The sequence below is a fragment of the Zhongshania sp. genome, from assembly GCF_041623545.1.
In the GTDB taxonomy this organism is placed as follows: domain Bacteria; phylum Pseudomonadota; class Gammaproteobacteria; order Pseudomonadales; family Spongiibacteraceae; genus Spongiibacter.
This window is the reverse complement of sequence record NZ_JBFJWS010000044.1, coordinates 1-16992: the sequence shown is the minus strand read 5'-3', so window position 1 is coordinate 16992 and position 16992 is coordinate 1. Positions and strand designations below refer to the sequence as shown.

Sequence of the window (16992 nt, the reverse complement as noted above, 5' to 3'; positions counted from 1 at the left end):
GCGATTAATGGCGGTTCATCAACTTGCGGAGATTTATTAATTAACTCACCATCGGCAGGCGCTTCTACAATTGCCGTAGTAACTTCACTCTGCTCCTGTTCCACGTTTGTCGGCGCGTCGCTATTTGCAGGTATTACTGCAGTCGTCTCGATCTCAACGGTCTGCAATTGACGGTACTGACTATTAAGACTATCTAATTGCGCTTGCAATGCAGCCAAGCGATCAGTCATTGCACTGATATTTTTAGACACTTGGTCGACTTCGCTTCGAACTGAACCAAGGCTTTGCTGCAAAAATTGCTTTTCTGTCAAAACGCCATCACTGTCGCCGATCGCAGCGGTGTTATTAATTTCATCCTCACGACGGTTTAAAATCACCTTGTCTTGAGCTAGTAGGTCACTGGGGCCTCCCACAGAACTGGTGGCGATGATTTCGGTTTTCTTAAGCTTTGGCTTAGCTGCGGGCATTGCTTGGGGGTCGGTATCCAGGGGTTCCGGGATGCTTTCAAACAAGTCTAGCGTCATGCGCTCTTTGAGAAGATTTCGATTTCCACGAATAAACGCCTTGGGGTTATTGGCGTAAAGTCGATCCATCCACAGATTTACTGAGCCACTTTTTACCTTCGCAAGGCGCAGCGCAATACTCCATAGACTGTCGCCACGGACGGTGGTGTACAAACTAGACTCAGCGGTGATCACCTCAGCAGCCCTAACTGGGCGAGATTGGCGCGGTTCGCTGCGACTTGCAATCGCCCCTGTTGAATTTCGATTTATATTTTGTAAAGCCGACACGCCAGAGGCGGCACTGCTAACGGTGTTCGCTGGCGGGTCAAATAACAGCGTATAGGCCCGACTCAAGCTACCATTGGGCCAACGCACGGTTAACATAAAATGTAAAAATGGTTCGACCAACGGCCGGTCGCTACGTAAATAAATAGTTCCATTGCCAGTAAGGTCTACTTCACCAACCGCTGAAATAGCGCGCGTATCCACGGTACCTACGTCGATACCACTTTCGCCATCCTTTACTGGGCTCAAGGTGACCAGCAATTGCTCACTGCCCAAGCCGTCAGCCCGAAAGATGGGAACACGGGCGAACAGGGGCTCACCTAACTCAGAGTCTAAGCTCGCAGGCCCCAGCCCCAAGGCCATTGCATTTTGACCAACTAAAACCGCCAAGCAAAGCGGCAACATCGCCGGCATTTTGTATTTAGCCATACTCACATCTCATTCAGCGCTTCGTGCCCACTCGGGATAGTTTTGCTTAAGTATAATACCTGATTGCTCTTTATTTTTAGCAATAAACTCTAACACTTGCCATTAAACGCCTGTAAAAACATGAAAACAATGACAAAAGTAGCCTAATTTAGCTTATCCACACTCATCCGGACCAATTGGGGCCCAAAAGTGAAATATTTGACCAAAACCCGCGCCAGATAAAAGTTTTCCCCAATTTAGGTGAATAAGCTTGTGGATAACATTGTACAGGGCCACCTTGAGCGAGCATTCATGGGCCTTTTCAAGGTACGGATAAAAAGTAACCAGACTGGCGCCTCCCTTTTTTTGTCTTGACTTAGCCCCTTTCACGCCGAGATTTTTACAAGCCTAAATCCACCTCTCTTACTTAAGATAGCACTGTTAATCTACATTTAGGGTTAGCCACAAGCTGCATTAGTAGCGTCGATTAAATACAAAGGCCGTATTTTCACGTCCCTTAAGCACACAGTTATATTACACTAAAGCGCAGCTCACCTAGGAACGATGCTCGCAATGCCCGACAACCATCAAAAAATTGCCCTCAGCCAGCGCTGGCTCAATAAGCTTGAACGTGCCGGAAATCGACTCCCACACCCTGTAATGCTTTTTATCTATTTCTGCGCCGCCGTAATATTCGTCTCGGCACTGAGTAATTTTTTCGGCGTTAACACCGACCACCCCATTAGTGGCGACAATATCGCGGCGAAATCACTATTGTCGGCGGATGGTTTGCGCTGGATGGTTAGCAGCTCTGTTAGCAATTTTACTAACTTTGCCCCCGTTGGATCGGTTATTGTCGCCATACTCGGCATTGCTGTTGCCGAAGGTTCTGGTTTACTCGCCTGCGTCCTGCACGCCTTGGCAAGCAAAGCGCCCAAGCCCATGCTCAGTAGCTTTATTGTCTTCGCCGGTGTGATGTCGAGTATCGGCTTCGACTCGGGGTACGTCGTTTTAATCCCCCTCGCCGCGCTAATCTTTCGGGCTGCCGGACGCTCACCCCTAGCGGGTATCGCTGCGGCATTTGCTGGTGTATCAGGAGGTTACAGCGCAAATTTACTACTTGGCCCAGTAGACGCAATTTTGTCAGGGATTAGCAGTGAAGCGATTGGCCTAGTCGCCCCTGATCGACAGGTGCTCACTAGCGCCAATTATTACTTTACCTTGGCGTCGACCGTATTCATCACCGTTGTTGGGGCTTGGGTAAATGAAAAAATCGTAGAACCTCGCCTTGCGAAACCAGCGACCGACACAGACACGGCTACACCGATCGACAACTCCCTGCAAAGCAAAGCCTTGCGCCGAGTTGGCGTGTTTAGCGTTATTTTCGTAGGCTTTTTATTCGCCTTAGTGGTCCCGGCGAATGGCCTAATGCGTAACCCTGACCCCAATGGTCTCGCCGCACTACCCTTGCTCAACGGTATTGTGGTGTTTATCGCGCTGTACGCAGTAATCGCGGGAGTGCTTTTTGGCTACAGCACCGGCAAATTCAAAGCCCAGCACGACTGGATAACGGCAATGGAGTCCGGCTTGGCTAGCCTCGCCAGTTATTTAGTGCTGATGTTTTTCGCGGCCCAGTTTGTCAATTATTTCAATTGGACAGGGCTTGGCGCAATTACAGCAATCAATGGTGCACACTGGCTCGCTGGACTCGCACTATCAAAAATCAGCCTGTTAGTTTCCTTCATTCTGATTAGCGCGATGATTAATTTGTTGATTGGCAGCGCGTCGGCCAAGTGGGCGCTGATGGCCCCCATTTTTGTGCCAATGTTATTCCTGCTGGGAGTCGATCCCGAGTCTGCGCAAATGGCCTACCGCATTGGCGATTCAAGTACCAATATTATTACGCCTTTAATGCCCTACTTCGGGGTGGTCGTTGCCTTTGTCCAACGCCACGATAAAACAGCGGGCATGGGTACACTCATGGCACTTATGCTGCCCTATTCGCTGTGCTTTTTACTGGGTTGGTCGCTGCTATTGGGATTGTGGCTAGCGGCTGGACTGCCGCTAGGCCCAGGCTAAGCGGGCGAAAGTTATCGCCCACTGCCTCACTTACGACTGATCTTGGACCGTTGCCGCCATTTCTTCGATATTAACATGGCGTACATTCGCGCCTTTAACCAAGTAAATGACATGTTCGGCAATATTACGTGCGTGGTCACCGACCCGCTCTAGGGAACGCAATGCCCACATCACCTGCAAAACCGAAGAAATAGTACGGGGATCCTCAATCATATACGTCACCAAACTGCGCATGGCTGTGCCGTACTCAAGATCTACTGCCTTATCTTCTTCTGCAACCTCCAGGGCGAGATCGATATCGAGGCGTGCAAAGGCATCCAGTGAACCCCTCACCATCCCAGCAACATGATCACCAATATGGCGGATTTCAAGTACACTGCGGGGTAGTCCACCAAGCTCAGTTAGCTTTATTGCACTATCGGCGACTTTACTGGCCTCGTCACCCATTCTTTCGAGGTCACTTAAGACTTTGCTTATCGACAAAACCAAGCGCAAATCACTGGCAGCGGGTTGGCGCCGAGCTAGGATGATCGTGCAATCTTCGTCAATGGAAACTTCCAAGGCGTTTACTAATGCGTCGCCTTTGCGAACCTCTTCGGCCAAACCAGTATCCAACTGCATAAAAGCATTGGTCGCATCTGCAACCTGCTTTTCAACCAAGCCCCCCATCTCTAGCATCCGCGTTTTAACATCGTCGAGCTCAGTATTAAACTGCTGGGATATGTGGTGGGTATGTGAATTTTTTTCTTTCATGTTAATGCTCCCAATAATTCATCAGCAAACAGCGATCTACCACCGATTTACAGCAGCTTATCCATAGCGGCCGGTAATATAATCTTCAGTCTGCTTATTTGTCGGGTTGGTAAAAAGAACATCAGTATTATCGAACTCAATTAACTTTCCGATATACATAAATGCCGTATAGTCCGACACCCGCGCTGCCTGCTGCATATTGTGCGTCACAATTACGATTGTGTATTTATCCTTAAGTTCGTAAATCAACTCTTCAATTTTTAAAGTCGAAATTGGATCTAGAGCAGATGCCGGCTCGTCAAGAAGCAGAACTTCAGGCTCCACCGCGATCGTACGAGCAATGACCAAGCGTTGCTGCTGACCACCGGACATACCGAGGGCGTTGTCATGCAAGCGATCCTTGACTTCATCCCACAGCGCCGCGCCGCGCAAAGAGCGCTCCACCACTTCGTCTAAAACCCGTTTTTTATTAATACCCTGAATTCGCAAGCCATAGGCCACATTTTCATAAATTGATTTTGGGAAGGGGTTGGGCTTTTGAAACACCATACCCACGCGACGCCGCAACGTGGCAACATCCACGCGTTTGTCGTAAATATTAGAACCATCTAAGGAGATCCCGCCATCGACCCGGCAGGTGTCGACCAAGTCATTCATTCTATTGAAACAGCGTAATAAGGTCGATTTACCGCAACCGCTTGGACCGATAAACGCCGTAACTTTTTTCCTCGGAATAACCATATTGACGTCAAACAACGCCTGCTTTTCACCGTAATACAGATCTAGGTTGTCCACTGACAGCGTAATATCTTCATCGTGAATAGATTGTTCACTACGATTGCGACCCAGTGATTCCATATTGATGGCATGTGACTTCACTGCCGATTTATCTGTCGTCATAAAATTCGCCGCCTTTTCGATTACTTTATTCACGCGTTTACATTTCCAGTGATTTGTATTTTTCACGCAAATGATTACGCAGTGCCACCGCACTCAAATTCAGTAACGCGATAATCACTACCAGCAAGAGCGCAGTCGCGTAAACCAGAGGCCGTGCTGCCTCAACATTCGGGCTTTGGAAACCCACATCATAGATATGAAATCCCAAGTGCATAAACTTTTGATCCAGATGGAAATAAGGGAAATTGCCATCTACCGGTAATGAAGGAGCCAACTTCACGACCCCCACCAACATTAACGGAGCCACTTCACCAGCGGCCCTCGCTACCGCTAAAATCAGTCCCGTCATCATTGCAGGACTAGCCATAGGTAGTACAACTCGCCAAAGTGTCTCCGCCTTGGTAGCGCCTAGCGCAAGACTGCCTTCACGCAAATTGCGTGGAATCCGTGCCAAGCCCTCTTCAGTGGCGACGATGACCACAGGTAAGGTCAGTAGCGCTAGCGTCACTGACGCCCACAGTAAACCCGGGGTACCAAAGGTCGGGGCCGGGAGCGCTTCGGCAAATAAGGCTTTGTCCATCTCTGCACCGAGGAAATAGATAAAGAAGCCTAGACCAAACACACCGTAAACGATTGACGGTACACCAGCGAGGTTATTCACCGCGATTCTTACAATGCGGGTCATTAGGCCCTGCTTGGCGTATTCACGCAGGTAGACCGCCGCAACTACACCAAAGGGTGTAACCAGCACCGACATAATCAACACCATGATGACCGTGCCAAAAATCGCTGGGAAGATACCACCTTCAGTATTGGCTTCGCGGGGATCCTCAGTGAGGAATTCTCCAAACTTCTGAACATAAAACACGAGCTTCTGACCGAGGTGCATGGCATTGGGCCGATACGCCTTTACCACCGTTGCCATGCGCTGCTCGCGAAGCACGCCACCGTTGGTTTCTATAGTGAAGCTATCTCGGTTCCATTGAGTATAAAGGTCAGCCAACTGACCCTGCAGCGCTTTATATTGAATATCTAACTCTGCCCGCGCCAGCGCAATATCCGTTTCAATTGCCTGTCGGCGTGAAGATTCAAGGTCCGAGTCTAGGGCTAAGCCCCGCTCCTTTAAGCGCAACTTCTCAAATTGATAGTTGATACTGCCAATTTCTTTTTTCTCGATTTTTGCAATTTTGTCGTGTATTTCACTTGCTCGCGCAATTCGTTCTTCAAAGACTGACCATGCCACGTGAGCATCGTCAGCGGAGCTCGCCACAACCTGCCCCTGTTCCTTTACTTCACGTAAAAAACCGTAAAAATTGCCCCACTCTCTACGCTCGACAACCACGGCGTCTAAGGGGTATTCAGGGTTTTCAAGATGACGAGATATCACCCACTGGAAATCGGCGCCGCCTACGTCGCGGTTGCCCACTTTAACCAATTCGCGCTTAACGAATGCTTCGTCGGCGTTAATTTTAAAGCCCGCACTCAAAAGCTGTTCAATAGGAACACTTTCGACCTCGACTCGTTCAGCTAGTATCGGAACAGAGGATTCACCGGGCAAGCTGTATTGAGCCTGCACAACGGACGCTGGCCAAAAATGGCCAAAACCTCTAACAGCTAACAAAAGCAGTAAACCGATAACAGCGAGAGTGCTTACGGTAACCGCTGCCGCGTTCATCCAAATCATAGGTTCGCCGCGCTTACACCACTCGACGAGGCCCTGCTTGTTATCATCGTGCAAAGACATTGGTAAATTTCCTGTATTTCAGCCCACTGCGCCAGTAATGCTAAAGATTTCCGTAACGCATGCGCAGGCGCTGACGCACTGTTTCCGCAATCGTATTTACAAAGAACGTGAACATGAACAACACAAACGCCGCCAAAAACAAAACTCGATAATGGGAGCTAGCAACTTCGGTCTCACCAATTTCCACCGCGATATTTGCAGCGAGGGTTCGCATACCTTCAAAAATATTCGCATCCATAATCGGGGTGTTACCGGTAGCCATGAGTACGATCATCGTTTCACCTACGGCTCGCCCCATACCAATCATAAGTGCCGAAAAAATGCCCGGACTTGCAGTCGGCATAACAACACCAACCAAACTCTGCCAAGGAGTGGCCCCCAACGCCAAAGAACCGTAACTGAGATGTTTGGGGACAGAAAATATCGCGTCTTCTGCAATAGAGAATATCGTCGGAATTACCGCAAAACCCATTGCGATTCCAACTACCAAGGCATTGCGTTGATCAAAGGACACGCCCATATCATTGGTTAACCATGCGCGCATATCCCCGCCAAAAAAAGCGCGCTCCATGGGTGCACCCAAGGCAACGCAGGCGGTAACAATACCGAGCACGACGGGGACTAACAGCACAGGATGCCAGCCATCTGGAACATGACGACGTAAACTTATCGGGACTTTCGACCAGGTCCAGGCAAACAGCAGTATCCCAAATGGCAACACCAAAAAAATTGAAAATACGGCAGGCATATTTTTTTCAATAAAGGGCGCCAACCACAAACCGGCTAGGAAACCGAGAATAACCGTTGGTAGCGCCTCCATTAGTTCAATTAGCGGCTTTACCTTTCTGCGCAGCGCTGGGGCCATAAAATAGGCTGTGTAAATTGCCCCGCATATCGCCAAGGGGGCGGCAATAAGCATCGCGTAAAATGCGGCTTTAAGCGTGCCAAAGGCCAGTGGCGCAAAACTGTATTTCGGTTCAAAGTCATTAGTGGATGCGGAGGACTGCCAGACATAGTCGGGTTCTGGGTAGCTTTCGTACCACACCTTACTCCACAACGCCGACCAGGACAGTTCTGGGTGCTCATTGTGGAGTTTATAGCGGTACCGAGTTCCGCCCTCGTTTTCAATCAAGAGCATATCGGCCCGTGGCGATATTGCGATTGCACTAATACGACCCACATCTAAATCGGCATTGAGCAGACGGCGGTGAGAAGTGGTGTAAAACAGGTCTAAATGCCCTTGTTTGCTTACGCTGACGAAGCCCTTACGGCGATGTTCCGTCACTAAGGTAGCGCCGCCACCCTCTGGTACGGCAAATTTCCGAACAGCTTGTAGACGGTAGCCCGACTCGCGCTCGCTATCGCGTACGACAAACCACTGCCCCACTTCGCCCTGATCGCTGGCGGTGAGGAGGGATATCCCACCGAGCAAGAAACGCGCTTCATTTAGCTTGCCGCTGTCAAAAAGATAGCCGCGATCCGCCACGTTCACGCGACGCAAATCGATTAATCGATAACCGCCATCATTACTCATTACATAGAGCCATCGCTGATCTGGGCCAAGAAGTACCCGGTCAGCGCTCATCTCCAAAACTGGCAGATCAACCGACTTTTCGACTAAGGTAACCTCTTCACTGAGGAAGTCCTCTTCTTTCACCCAACGACGCCCGATCAGCTTCCCGTTGCTTACCCCCACCAACAGCAGCTCGTCATCACTGTCGCTGATCGCTAATTGGTCTATCGGTTCACTTTCACTGAGTAATAAACTCTGTTCACCGTAAGGAAAACGCAAAACGGGGGTAATTAAGCGTTTATCATCTGGGAAGCTGGTACGGTAATCGTGCTTGGCAATAATCACTCGGCCGTTACTCAAGCCGAGTGCAAAGATCCGGCTAACTTCTGAATCCAAGGCAAAGCTGCGTATCTCTGCGCCACTCAGGGGAATCTCTTCTCTAAGCAGTAATTCGCCGTCATTTGTTTGAAAAAAATCCGCTCGCCCTGAACGACCTAGGCTAAAACCCACTTCAGCTTGTTCTTCCATCGCTAAATACAGGCTTGGCGTATCGCTATTGGTGGGGAACTCATTGCCGGCCTCCAATGAAGCCGACTGAAATAAGGGCATGATTTCATAAAGGAGGTAGAAAAAAATCAGGAGTATCGCAAATAGTACGCTTATACCACCCGCAGTGATCGTAGCGGTTGCCATACCATCTTTGACTTTACGCCACTGACGATAGGCGGAAGCGGTAGCTCGAACCTCAGACTGACTCATGTATTTCGCTCTCTAAAAACCTGCGTACACAATATGACAAATTTATTACATTAATATGACAAAAGGTCATCAACAAAAAAAATGCCGCAAATCCATTCTGCGGCATTGTGTTGTCATGACCAACTACAACTCGAGTTACAGCTCTAGCTTAGCTTTAATTTTAGCAACAACACTGGCTGGTAGAGGGATATAGCCATCTTTTACAACAACTTCTTGACCCTGCTTAGACAATACCAGCTTGATGAACTCGCGCTCTAAAGGCGCTAATGGCTTGTTCGGGGCCTTATTTACGTAAACGTAGAGAAAGCGTGACAAGGGGTAACTACCATTGGTCGCATTTTCAGCGCTGGCTTCAACAAAACGGCTCTTGTCATCTTTAGCTAAGGGTAAAGCACGAACGCTGGAGGTCTTATAACCGATTCCAGAATAGCCAATACCATTAATTGATGTGGAAACCGACTGCACAACAGACGCAGATCCCGGCTGCTCGTTCACACCATTCTTAAAATCACCTTTACAAAGTGCTTCTTCCTTAAAGTAACCGTAGGTACCGGACACCGAATTCCGGCCAAACATTTGGATATCCCGGGCTTTCCAGCCCCCAGTCATCCCTAATCCACCCCAAGTATCAACATTGGCACTGTGTCCGCACTTATGAGTACTCGAAAACACGGCGTCTACCTGTGCGATTGTCATACCTTGGAGCGGATTATCCTTGTGAACAAAGACTGCCAGCGCGTCTATAGCGACCGGAATCGCTGTAGGTTTATAGCCAAACTTGGTTTCAAAGGACTCTAGCTCTTTGTCTTTCATTTTACGGCTCATTGGGCCGATATTAGAGGTGCCTTCGGTCAACGCTGGCGGCGCAGTAGATGAACCTGCGGCCTGAATCTGAATGTTAATATTTGGGTAATTCCGCTTAAAGTCTTCGCCCCATAAGGTCATTAAATTGGCTAGGGTATCTGAACCGGCGCTAGACAAATTACCTGACACACCAGAGACTATGGTGTAATCGGGCAAAGCGCTATCCACTCGGGTATCAGCAATTACGCCCACAGCAGACGCCGCTACAAATGCACTTGCTACTAAATGTTTAATCTTCACTTCGACACTCCTAAACCAAGGTAAGCTACTTCAGTGAGGCTACTTTATAGTCGAATTATGACAACTTTGTGACAAGCACTGTAATAATTACTTTCAAACTATTCCTTTCCAGATACTGGCACCGCCACTGATTTCGGAAAAACACAGGTAAAGACGCTACCTTGATTGGGCGCGCTGCGAATTCGCAATTCTGCTCGGTGCCGAATCAGGACATGTTTAACAATCGCCAAACCCAAGCCAGTGCCCCCGGTATCAAGAGATCGACTCTGATCTACCCGGTAAAACCGCTCAGTTAAGCGTGGAATATATTGGGGCTCGATGCCGATACCCGTGTCTTCCACCTCAAAATAGGCGTGATAGTCATCCTGATACCAACGCAAGATAATTCGGTCATTTTCAGCAGTATATCGGGCCGCATTGACCGCTAAATTCGAAAAAGCACTGCGCAATTCATTGGCATTACCATTAATTGCAATATTATCGTCACAATCAATTTCAATACGGCGCTTGCCTTTCGCCGCCGTACCACTCTCCTCGCGGATCATTTCCATTAAGGGTCGCAACTGAATAAGGCTTTCATCAGCCAGTTTTGGCACTGACTCTAAGCGCGATAGCATCATCAAATCCTGTATCAGTAAATTCATACGCCGCGACTGTTGCAGCATCTGATCCACAGCTCGGTCCCAGCGGGGGTTTGCACCGCCGTGCTCGGCAAAGGTTTCCAGGTAGCCATTTATTACAGTCAATGGTGTGCGTAATTCATGGGAGACATTAGCCACAAAATCCTTACGCATTTGCTCAAGCCGGTGAGTCCGAGTGACATCGCGGGCAAACAAAAGTCGATTTCGCTTACCAAAAAAGCTCACACTAATACTTAGGTGGATGTGGCCATTCACCGGCGAGACCATTTCCAGCGGGGCCTGATAGCGCTCGGCCTCGAAATAACGTAAAAAAGCAGGGCTCCGTAGCAGGTTGACTAGTTGGCGCCCTTTGTCACCTTCTTCCCTTAAGCCCAATAAATCGTGGGCCGAGGCGTTACACCACTCGATATTTCCGTAGGGATCGAGCATAACCACCGCGTCGGACATCGAGGCAAATGAGGCGTGTAAATAATCAATCATTGCCTGCAAGCGATCGCTATCTTGGGATGACTCCCGCTGCATATCGTAAATAACATCAAACACTTGGCCCCACATACCTGCAGCCTCTGGAGGATCTGACCGAGCGCCGCTATACAGCCAGTCCGATAAACGCTGTAAATGCCGCAGCAACCATGCACATGCGAGCAAGGCCGTGCCCAGCAAGGGCAATAGACCAAGGTCAAATAGCGCGCAGCCAGCTGCAACCACAAAAAGAGGTATAGCAACCCGTATTAACTCTGTCTTCCAACTGTAATACCGCATTATTTAGCGCTATGCGCAAACACCTGTTGTCGAAAACCGATAGCCAGTTCCACGAACGGTTTGAATTAGCAGTCCACAGTCTCTTAGGTCAGTTTGCAGGGCTTTACGAAGCCGGCGAATATGAACGTCGACGGTGCGCTCTTCAACATAAACGTTAGTGCCCCACACCTGATCGAGCAGCTGGCCGCGACTATACGCCCGCTCTTGATGAGTCATAAAGAATTTTAGTAATTTAAACTCCGTGGGCCCCATGTCTAAGGGCGTGGCATCGACAAATACTCGGTGGCTGCTAGGGTCTAATCTCAGCCCCGCTACTTCGATACTGCCCTCCTCGTCGCGGCTAATCGAACGGCGCATAATGGCTTTGATGCGAGCCATTAGCTCCCGAGACGAAAACGGCTTAGTGATATAGTCGTCAGCACCGACATCAAGCCCTTGCACACGGTTATCCTCGTCATCTTTGGCCGTCAGCATAATCACCAATAAGTCGCGAGTTAACTCATCCCGGCGTAAACGCCTTAACAGTTCAAGGCCACTCGTCACTGGCATCATCCAGTCGAGTAATACGAGGTCAGGACGTTTATCTACGATAATACCATGCGCCTCTTGGGCGTTACTGGCTTCGAGGCACTCGTAACCCGCTAGCTCAAGACCAACTCGAATCATCTCTCGAATTGCTGTTTCGTCGTCAACTATCAATATGGTGGCTGGCGTCATTCCATTAACCTTTTATTTGCAAAATTAGTAAGCTGCATTAAAACCATTTTAAGTGACAATTTTATGACAGTTTAAATTTCACCAGATTAATCAAACACTACCGTCTTATTCCCATGTACTAAAACTCGGTCTTCAAGATGGTTGCGCAGCGCCCTCGCCAGCACGGATTTCTCTACATCCTTACCCAGCCGCACAAGGTCATCTTTTGTATGGCGATGGGAAACTCGAATAACGTCCTGTTCAATGATTGGCCCCTCATCTAATCGTTCGGTCACATAGTGGCAGGTCGCACCAATCAGCTTAACACCTCGATCGAAGGCTTTTTGATAGGGGTTTGCACCAATAAACGAAGGCAAAAAACTGTGGTGGATATTGATCATTCGGCCGGCGAACGCGTGGCAAAATTCAGGCTGTATGATTTGCATATACCGCGCAAGCACGACGCAATCAGCTTGATAAGCTTGGGCCATTGCCATGATTTTAGCGTGAGCAGGTGCTTTGTTCTCTGGATCAATAGCCACATATTCAAAAGGAATTCCGTGCCACTCCACCATACTGCGCAGGTTTTCATGGTTAGAAATAACACAGGGAATCTCGCAGTCTAATTCACCGCTGTGCCAGCGGTGTAAAATATCGGCGAGGCAGTGGGAAGCATGACTCGCGAGTATCACCACCTTACGTTTCACTGCGGAGTCAACCAGCGACCAGTTCATGCCATATTCTTGTGCAATTGGCGCGAACGCCTCTCTGCAACGCTCAGCACTCACTTTCAATGATTCAGCGCGAATCTCATTGCGCATAAAAAACCAATTACTTTCGGCATCGGCATGATAGTTAGCCTCAGTGAGCCAACCGCCCTGCTCCGCAACAAACTGACTCACCCGTGCGACAATCCCGACTCGGTCTGGGCAACTGATCACTAATCGATAAGTATGGTCCATGTAAAACACTCAACCCCGAATTAAACTTTATTTAAAATACCGCGCAACGCCTGCGGTAAGTCAGCGGGTAAAACCACCGTTTTCGCATTATCAGATGAGGCAAGCTGCAATAGCGTGTCGGCGTATTTCTCACCCAATAAATACAACACCGGCAGTTCTTCACTGCCGACAGCCTCTGACACTAGGCTTATCGCCGCGCCACTCGCCTTAGCCAGGACCACTTGTGCTTGAGCATCCCGGCGGGAAGCCTCAAGGCGGCCATCAGCTTCCAAAATAGCCGCCTGCTTTTCCCCTTCAGCCTTGGTCACTGCCGCGCGACGCTGCCGCTCTGCCGCGGCTTGCTCTTCCATAGCTGCCTGCATCGTCGGCGACGGATTTATGTCCTGTATTTCAACGGTTTTTAGGGTAATACCCCAATCGGCGATATCCTCAGATATCGCCGCTTTTAGCTTGGCCTTAATCTGGTCACGGGACGACAGCGCAGAATCCAGCGCCATCTCACCAACAATAGAGCGCAGTGCAGTTTGCACTAAGTTTTGGATCGCAAACGTATAGTTTTCCACCCCATAAACAGCCTTTTCTGGGGCAACAATATTAATATAAGCGACCGCATTCGCAATGATTACCGCATTATCCTCAGTAATAACTTCCTGGGATGGTATATCAAGCACAATGTCTTTGGTTGTTAGTTTATATGCCACGTCGTCGATGTAGGGAATAATGAAATTTAGCCCAGGGTTCAAGGTGACGTGATACTTACCCAACCGTTGAACAATGTGTTTATAGCCTTGGGGAACCGTTCGCACCCCCTTCAAAACCGTGACAATAACCAAAATTGCCAACGCGATTACTACCGCCAAGCCATCCATCGCTATACTCCTAAAGTTCTGATTCAATCAGTCTCGTAATTTACACGCCGCTGCGCTGCGAACGCACGACGAGCGTATTTCCCGAAATCTCCTCCACCGTAACCCTCTCACCAACGGTAATTTGATCCCGGCAAATAAACTGCCATTCATCACTGCCGAGCACGGGAATCGAAAAGCGCATCGTTCCCTGCTCAATTTCAGGGCCAAGCCTAATTACCATGCCTTCCTGCCCAATCACCTGCTCCCGCGACATACCCGACAGCGTCCGATTTTTCATCTTGGGGTGAATAAACTTAAACCACACCACCAAATCTAACACCGACAAAGTAAGCCAAATTAGCACCTGTACGGTCAGGCTCATGTCGACAACAGCCAAGATCAAGCCGACCGCAATAGCACTGGCACCAAACCAAATCATTACAAAAACAGGAATAAAGATCTCTGTTGCCACTAGTAAAAGACCAAAAACCATCCAGTGCCAGTAGGCAATATTCGCGTCTAACCACTCCATTTCCGACCCCTTTTCTTATAGCGTCGCATTTCCGATACTCATTTATCCCGTATTTCTCTAAATATTCAAGCACTTAGTGCAGCTATTTATATTTAGCGGGGACGACTTAACATCCAGCAAGTGTTGCCGTTTTCACGTATAATGCTCGTTTATCCGGATTCCTGCGTTACCTCTATGTCTTCAGCAATACAAACTCCAAAACTCATCTTTAGTCACCGCCCCTACTGGGCCGAGTGTTTCGGCACCGCATCTTATTTGCCCACCTCTCGCGAGGAAATGGATGCCCTAGGCTGGGATAGCTGCGACATCATCATTGTGACTGGTGACGCCTATGTCGACCACCCCAGTTTTGGCATGGCCGTCATTGGCCGAGTACTGGAAGCTCAGGGCTTTCGCGTGGGTATCATTGCCCAACCTGACTGGCAATCCGCTGAGCCGTTTAAAGCCCTAGGGCAACCCAATCTGTTTTTTGGAGTAGCGTCCGGCAACATGGATTCCATGATTAACCGCTATACCGCTGATCGTCGCCTGCGCCATGACGACGCCTACACGCCGAACAACGAAGGCGGCAAACGCCCAGACCGCGCGGTTATTGTTTACTCCCAGCGCTGCCGCGAAGCCTATAAAGACACCCCAATTGTAATTGGCTCGATTGAAGCCAGTTTGCGCCGTATCGCCCATTACGATTATTGGAGCGACAAAGTTAGGCGGTCAGTATTACTTGATTCCAGGGCCGACTTGCTACTCTATGGCAACGCCGAACGTGCGATTATAGACGTGGCACACCGACTTGGCCGTGGCGATAGCATCGACAGTATTCGCGATCTGCGGGGCACTGCTTTTGTCACTCGCGACGTGCCCGATGGCTGGACAGTCATTGACTCCTCAAGTGTTGACCAAATCGGCAAGGTCGACAAGATCACCAGCCCTTACGTTGACACTAGCGCCACCGAGAGCTGCAAAAAGAACGAGGAAAACCCTGACGCGGAAACACCCGTCGAGGCAGTGCAAACCGTCCGCATTATTGACCCTCTGCAGGCCCGCAAGGCAGGAACTGACGCAGCCAAGACCGTTATTCGCCTACCCGATTACGAAGTCGTTAAAGCCGATCCGGTGAATTATGCTCACGCCGCTCGAGTATTGCATTTAGAAACAAACCCAGGCAACGCCAGAGCATTGATTCAGCGCCATGGCGACCAGGAAGTATGGCTGAACCCACCGCCAATTCCGCTTACAACTGAAGAACTAGACTGGGTCTTTGAACGCCCATTCCAGCGCAAGCCCCACCCAATTTATGGCACGGCCAAGATCCCAGCGTATGAGATGATCCGCTTCTCGGTGAACATTATGCGCGGCTGCTTCGGTGGCTGTAGCTTCTGCTCGATTACCGAGCACGAGGGCCGGATAATTCAAAGCCGCTCCCACGATTCCATTGTCAAAGAAGTGGAAAAAATCAGGGATATGACTCCGGAATTCACTGGGGTCATATCTGATTTAGGCGGCCCCACCGCCAATATGTGGCGCCTAAACTGCAAAAGCACAGAAATTGAAAGTCGCTGCCGTCGCCTGTCCTGCGTATACCCCAGTATTTGTAAAAGCCTCAACACGGATCAAACGCCGCTAATTGATTTATACCGTGACGTGCGGGAGCTGAAAGGCGTCAAAAAAGTCTTAATTGCCTCGGGTTTGCGCTATGACCTCGCGATCGAAACACCGGAATATGTCAAAGAACTGGTAACCCACCACGTCGGTGGTTATTTGAAAATTGCCCCGGAACATTCCGAAGAGGGTCCGCTGTCGAAAATGATGAAGCCGGACATGAGCAGTTACGACAAATTCAAAGTCATGTTTGATAAATACTCCAAACTGGCGGGTAAAGAACAGTATTTAATCCCCTACTTTATCGCTGCACACCCCGGCACCAGTGATAAAGACATGATGAACTTAGCGATGTGGTTAAAGGGTAATAGCTTTCGCGCCGATCAGGTGCAAGCCTTCTACCCCTCGCCAATGGCGAATGCCACAGCCATGTATTACTCCGGCAAAAACCCGCTTAAGAAAGTATCGCGGACCAGTGAAGATGTGGTCAGTGCAAAGGGCCTAAAGCAGCGTCGTTTGCACAAAGCTTTGTTGCGCTACCATGACCCAGAAGGCTGGCCGTCAATACGTGAAGCACTTCTGTCCATGGGCCGCAAGGACCTGATTGGCTACGGTAAAAAGCATTTAGTGCCACCGCGCCAGCCAGTTAATTGGACGCCAAAACATGGCAAAGGCCGCCGCATATTGACTCAACATACAGGACTGCCGCCGCGAAAAAGTAAATAAAATTCCATTTCCGTGGACCAAAGCTCTTCCAAAGCCACTTTTTTATATGTATATAATAATCATGCTGGCTACGGATGCAGCTTGGTTTTATGTATAAGCACCACGAAGTCGTTTTAAGTACCTCGTTCTGTTTCATAAGTCCCTGCCTATCTCAGCTCAAGCACCATAAAAGGCATTT

Annotated in this window: 13 protein-coding genes; 2 read left to right on the top strand and 11 right to left on the bottom strand. The window is 49.3% G+C overall.

What is annotated here, in order from left to right; all coding sequences use genetic code 11:
* On the bottom strand, window positions 1-1217 hold a 1217-nt coding region (locus ABYT30_RS07140), incomplete at its 3' end, for a FimV family protein (RefSeq protein WP_373095768.1).
* A 552-nt stretch (window positions 1218-1769) separates the two neighbouring features.
* Between ABYT30_RS07140 and ABYT30_RS07135 the strand changes: the two genes are divergently transcribed.
* On the top strand, window positions 1770-3275 hold the full coding sequence (locus tag ABYT30_RS07135; protein ID WP_373077929.1) for an AbgT family transporter: 1506 nt from the start codon (window positions 1770-1772) through the stop codon (window positions 3273-3275).
* A gap of 30 nt (window positions 3276-3305) precedes the next feature.
* Here the strand turns inward: ABYT30_RS07135 and phoU are convergent, their stop codons facing one another.
* The 10 genes from phoU to ABYT30_RS07085 all read right to left on the bottom strand — a co-directional run bounded on the left by phoU (window position 3306) and on the right by ABYT30_RS07085 (window position 14489).
* On the bottom strand, window positions 3306-4028 hold the full coding sequence (phoU, locus tag ABYT30_RS07130) for a phosphate signaling complex protein PhoU (RefSeq protein ID WP_373077928.1): 723 nt from the start codon (window positions 4026-4028) through the stop codon (window positions 3306-3308).
* Between the two features lie 57 nt (window positions 4029-4085).
* Window positions 4086-4886, bottom strand: coding sequence for a phosphate ABC transporter ATP-binding protein PstB (pstB, locus tag ABYT30_RS07125; RefSeq protein ID WP_197465760.1), 801 nt, complete (start codon window positions 4884-4886; stop codon window positions 4086-4088).
* Window positions 4887-4965: 79 nt separating this feature from the next.
* The gene (gene pstA / locus ABYT30_RS07120; RefSeq protein WP_373077925.1) at window positions 4966-6672 is read right to left on the bottom strand and encodes a phosphate ABC transporter permease PstA; all 1707 of its coding nucleotides are present in this window, start codon (window positions 6670-6672) and stop codon (window positions 4966-4968) included.
* A gap of 40 nt (window positions 6673-6712) precedes the next feature.
* A complete protein-coding gene (locus tag ABYT30_RS07115; protein WP_373077922.1) occupies window positions 6713-8944 on the bottom strand; it encodes an ABC transporter permease subunit in 2232 nt (743 codons plus the stop codon).
* A gap of 135 nt (window positions 8945-9079) precedes the next feature.
* A complete protein-coding gene (locus ABYT30_RS07110) occupies window positions 9080-10048 on the bottom strand; it encodes a PstS family phosphate ABC transporter substrate-binding protein (protein ID WP_373077919.1) in 969 nt (322 codons plus the stop codon).
* Between the two features lie 98 nt (window positions 10049-10146).
* Entirely contained in the window at window positions 10147-11451 is a 1305-nt protein-coding gene (gene phoR, locus ABYT30_RS07105) for a phosphate regulon sensor histidine kinase PhoR (protein WP_373077917.1), read from the bottom strand.
* A 9-nt stretch (window positions 11452-11460) separates the two neighbouring features.
* Window positions 11461-12168, bottom strand: coding sequence for a phosphate regulon transcriptional regulator PhoB (phoB, locus tag ABYT30_RS07100; protein ID WP_373077914.1), 708 nt, complete (start codon window positions 12166-12168; stop codon window positions 11461-11463).
* 86 nt (window positions 12169-12254) lie between these two features.
* Window positions 12255-13109: a formyltetrahydrofolate deformylase gene (purU, locus tag ABYT30_RS07095; RefSeq protein ID WP_373077911.1), complete on the bottom strand. Its 855-nt coding sequence runs from the start codon at window positions 13107-13109 to the stop codon at window positions 12255-12257.
* Between the two features lie 20 nt (window positions 13110-13129).
* On the bottom strand, window positions 13130-13978 hold the full coding sequence (locus ABYT30_RS07090; RefSeq protein ID WP_373077909.1) for an SPFH domain-containing protein: 849 nt from the start codon (window positions 13976-13978) through the stop codon (window positions 13130-13132).
* A 40-nt stretch (window positions 13979-14018) separates the two neighbouring features.
* Window positions 14019-14489, bottom strand: coding sequence for an NfeD family protein (locus ABYT30_RS07085; protein WP_373077907.1), 471 nt, complete (start codon window positions 14487-14489; stop codon window positions 14019-14021).
* A gap of 174 nt (window positions 14490-14663) precedes the next feature.
* Here ABYT30_RS07085 and ABYT30_RS07080 point away from each other — a divergent pair, with 174 nt between their 5' ends.
* A complete protein-coding gene (locus ABYT30_RS07080) occupies window positions 14664-16814 on the top strand; it encodes a YgiQ family radical SAM protein (RefSeq protein ID WP_373077904.1) in 2151 nt (716 codons plus the stop codon).
* The last annotated feature ends 178 nt before the right edge of the window (window positions 16815-16992 follow it).

Bases quoted from the DNA above. Each gene is read 5' to 3' on its own strand.
- ABYT30_RS07115 (WP_373077922.1), bottom strand. From the start codon at position 8,944: ATGAGTCAGTCTGAGGTTCGAGCTACCGCTTCCGCCTATCGTCAGTGG.
- ABYT30_RS07080 (WP_373077904.1), top strand. From the start codon at position 14,664: ATGTCTTCAGCAATACAAACTCCAAAACTCATCTTTAGTCACCGCCCC.
- pstB (WP_197465760.1), bottom strand. From the start codon at position 4,886: ATGGAATCACTGGGTCGCAATCGTAGTGAACAATCTATTCACGATGAA.
- ABYT30_RS07090 (WP_373077909.1), bottom strand. From the start codon at position 13,978: ATGGATGGCTTGGCGGTAGTAATCGCGTTGGCAATTTTGGTTATTGTC.
- phoB (WP_373077914.1), bottom strand. From the start codon at position 12,168: ATGACGCCAGCCACCATATTGATAGTTGACGACGAAACAGCAATTCGA.
- phoR (WP_373077917.1), bottom strand. From the start codon at position 11,451: ATGCGGTATTACAGTTGGAAGACAGAGTTAATACGGGTTGCTATACCT.
- ABYT30_RS07135 (WP_373077929.1), top strand. From the start codon at position 1,770: ATGCCCGACAACCATCAAAAAATTGCCCTCAGCCAGCGCTGGCTCAAT.
- phoU (WP_373077928.1), bottom strand. From the start codon at position 4,028: ATGAAAGAAAAAAATTCACATACCCACCACATATCCCAGCAGTTTAAT.
- purU (WP_373077911.1), bottom strand. From the start codon at position 13,109: ATGGACCATACTTATCGATTAGTGATCAGTTGCCCAGACCGAGTCGGG.
- pstA (WP_373077925.1), bottom strand. From the start codon at position 6,672: ATGTCTTTGCACGATGATAACAAGCAGGGCCTCGTCGAGTGGTGTAAG.
- ABYT30_RS07085 (WP_373077907.1), bottom strand. From the start codon at position 14,489: ATGGAGTGGTTAGACGCGAATATTGCCTACTGGCACTGGATGGTTTTT.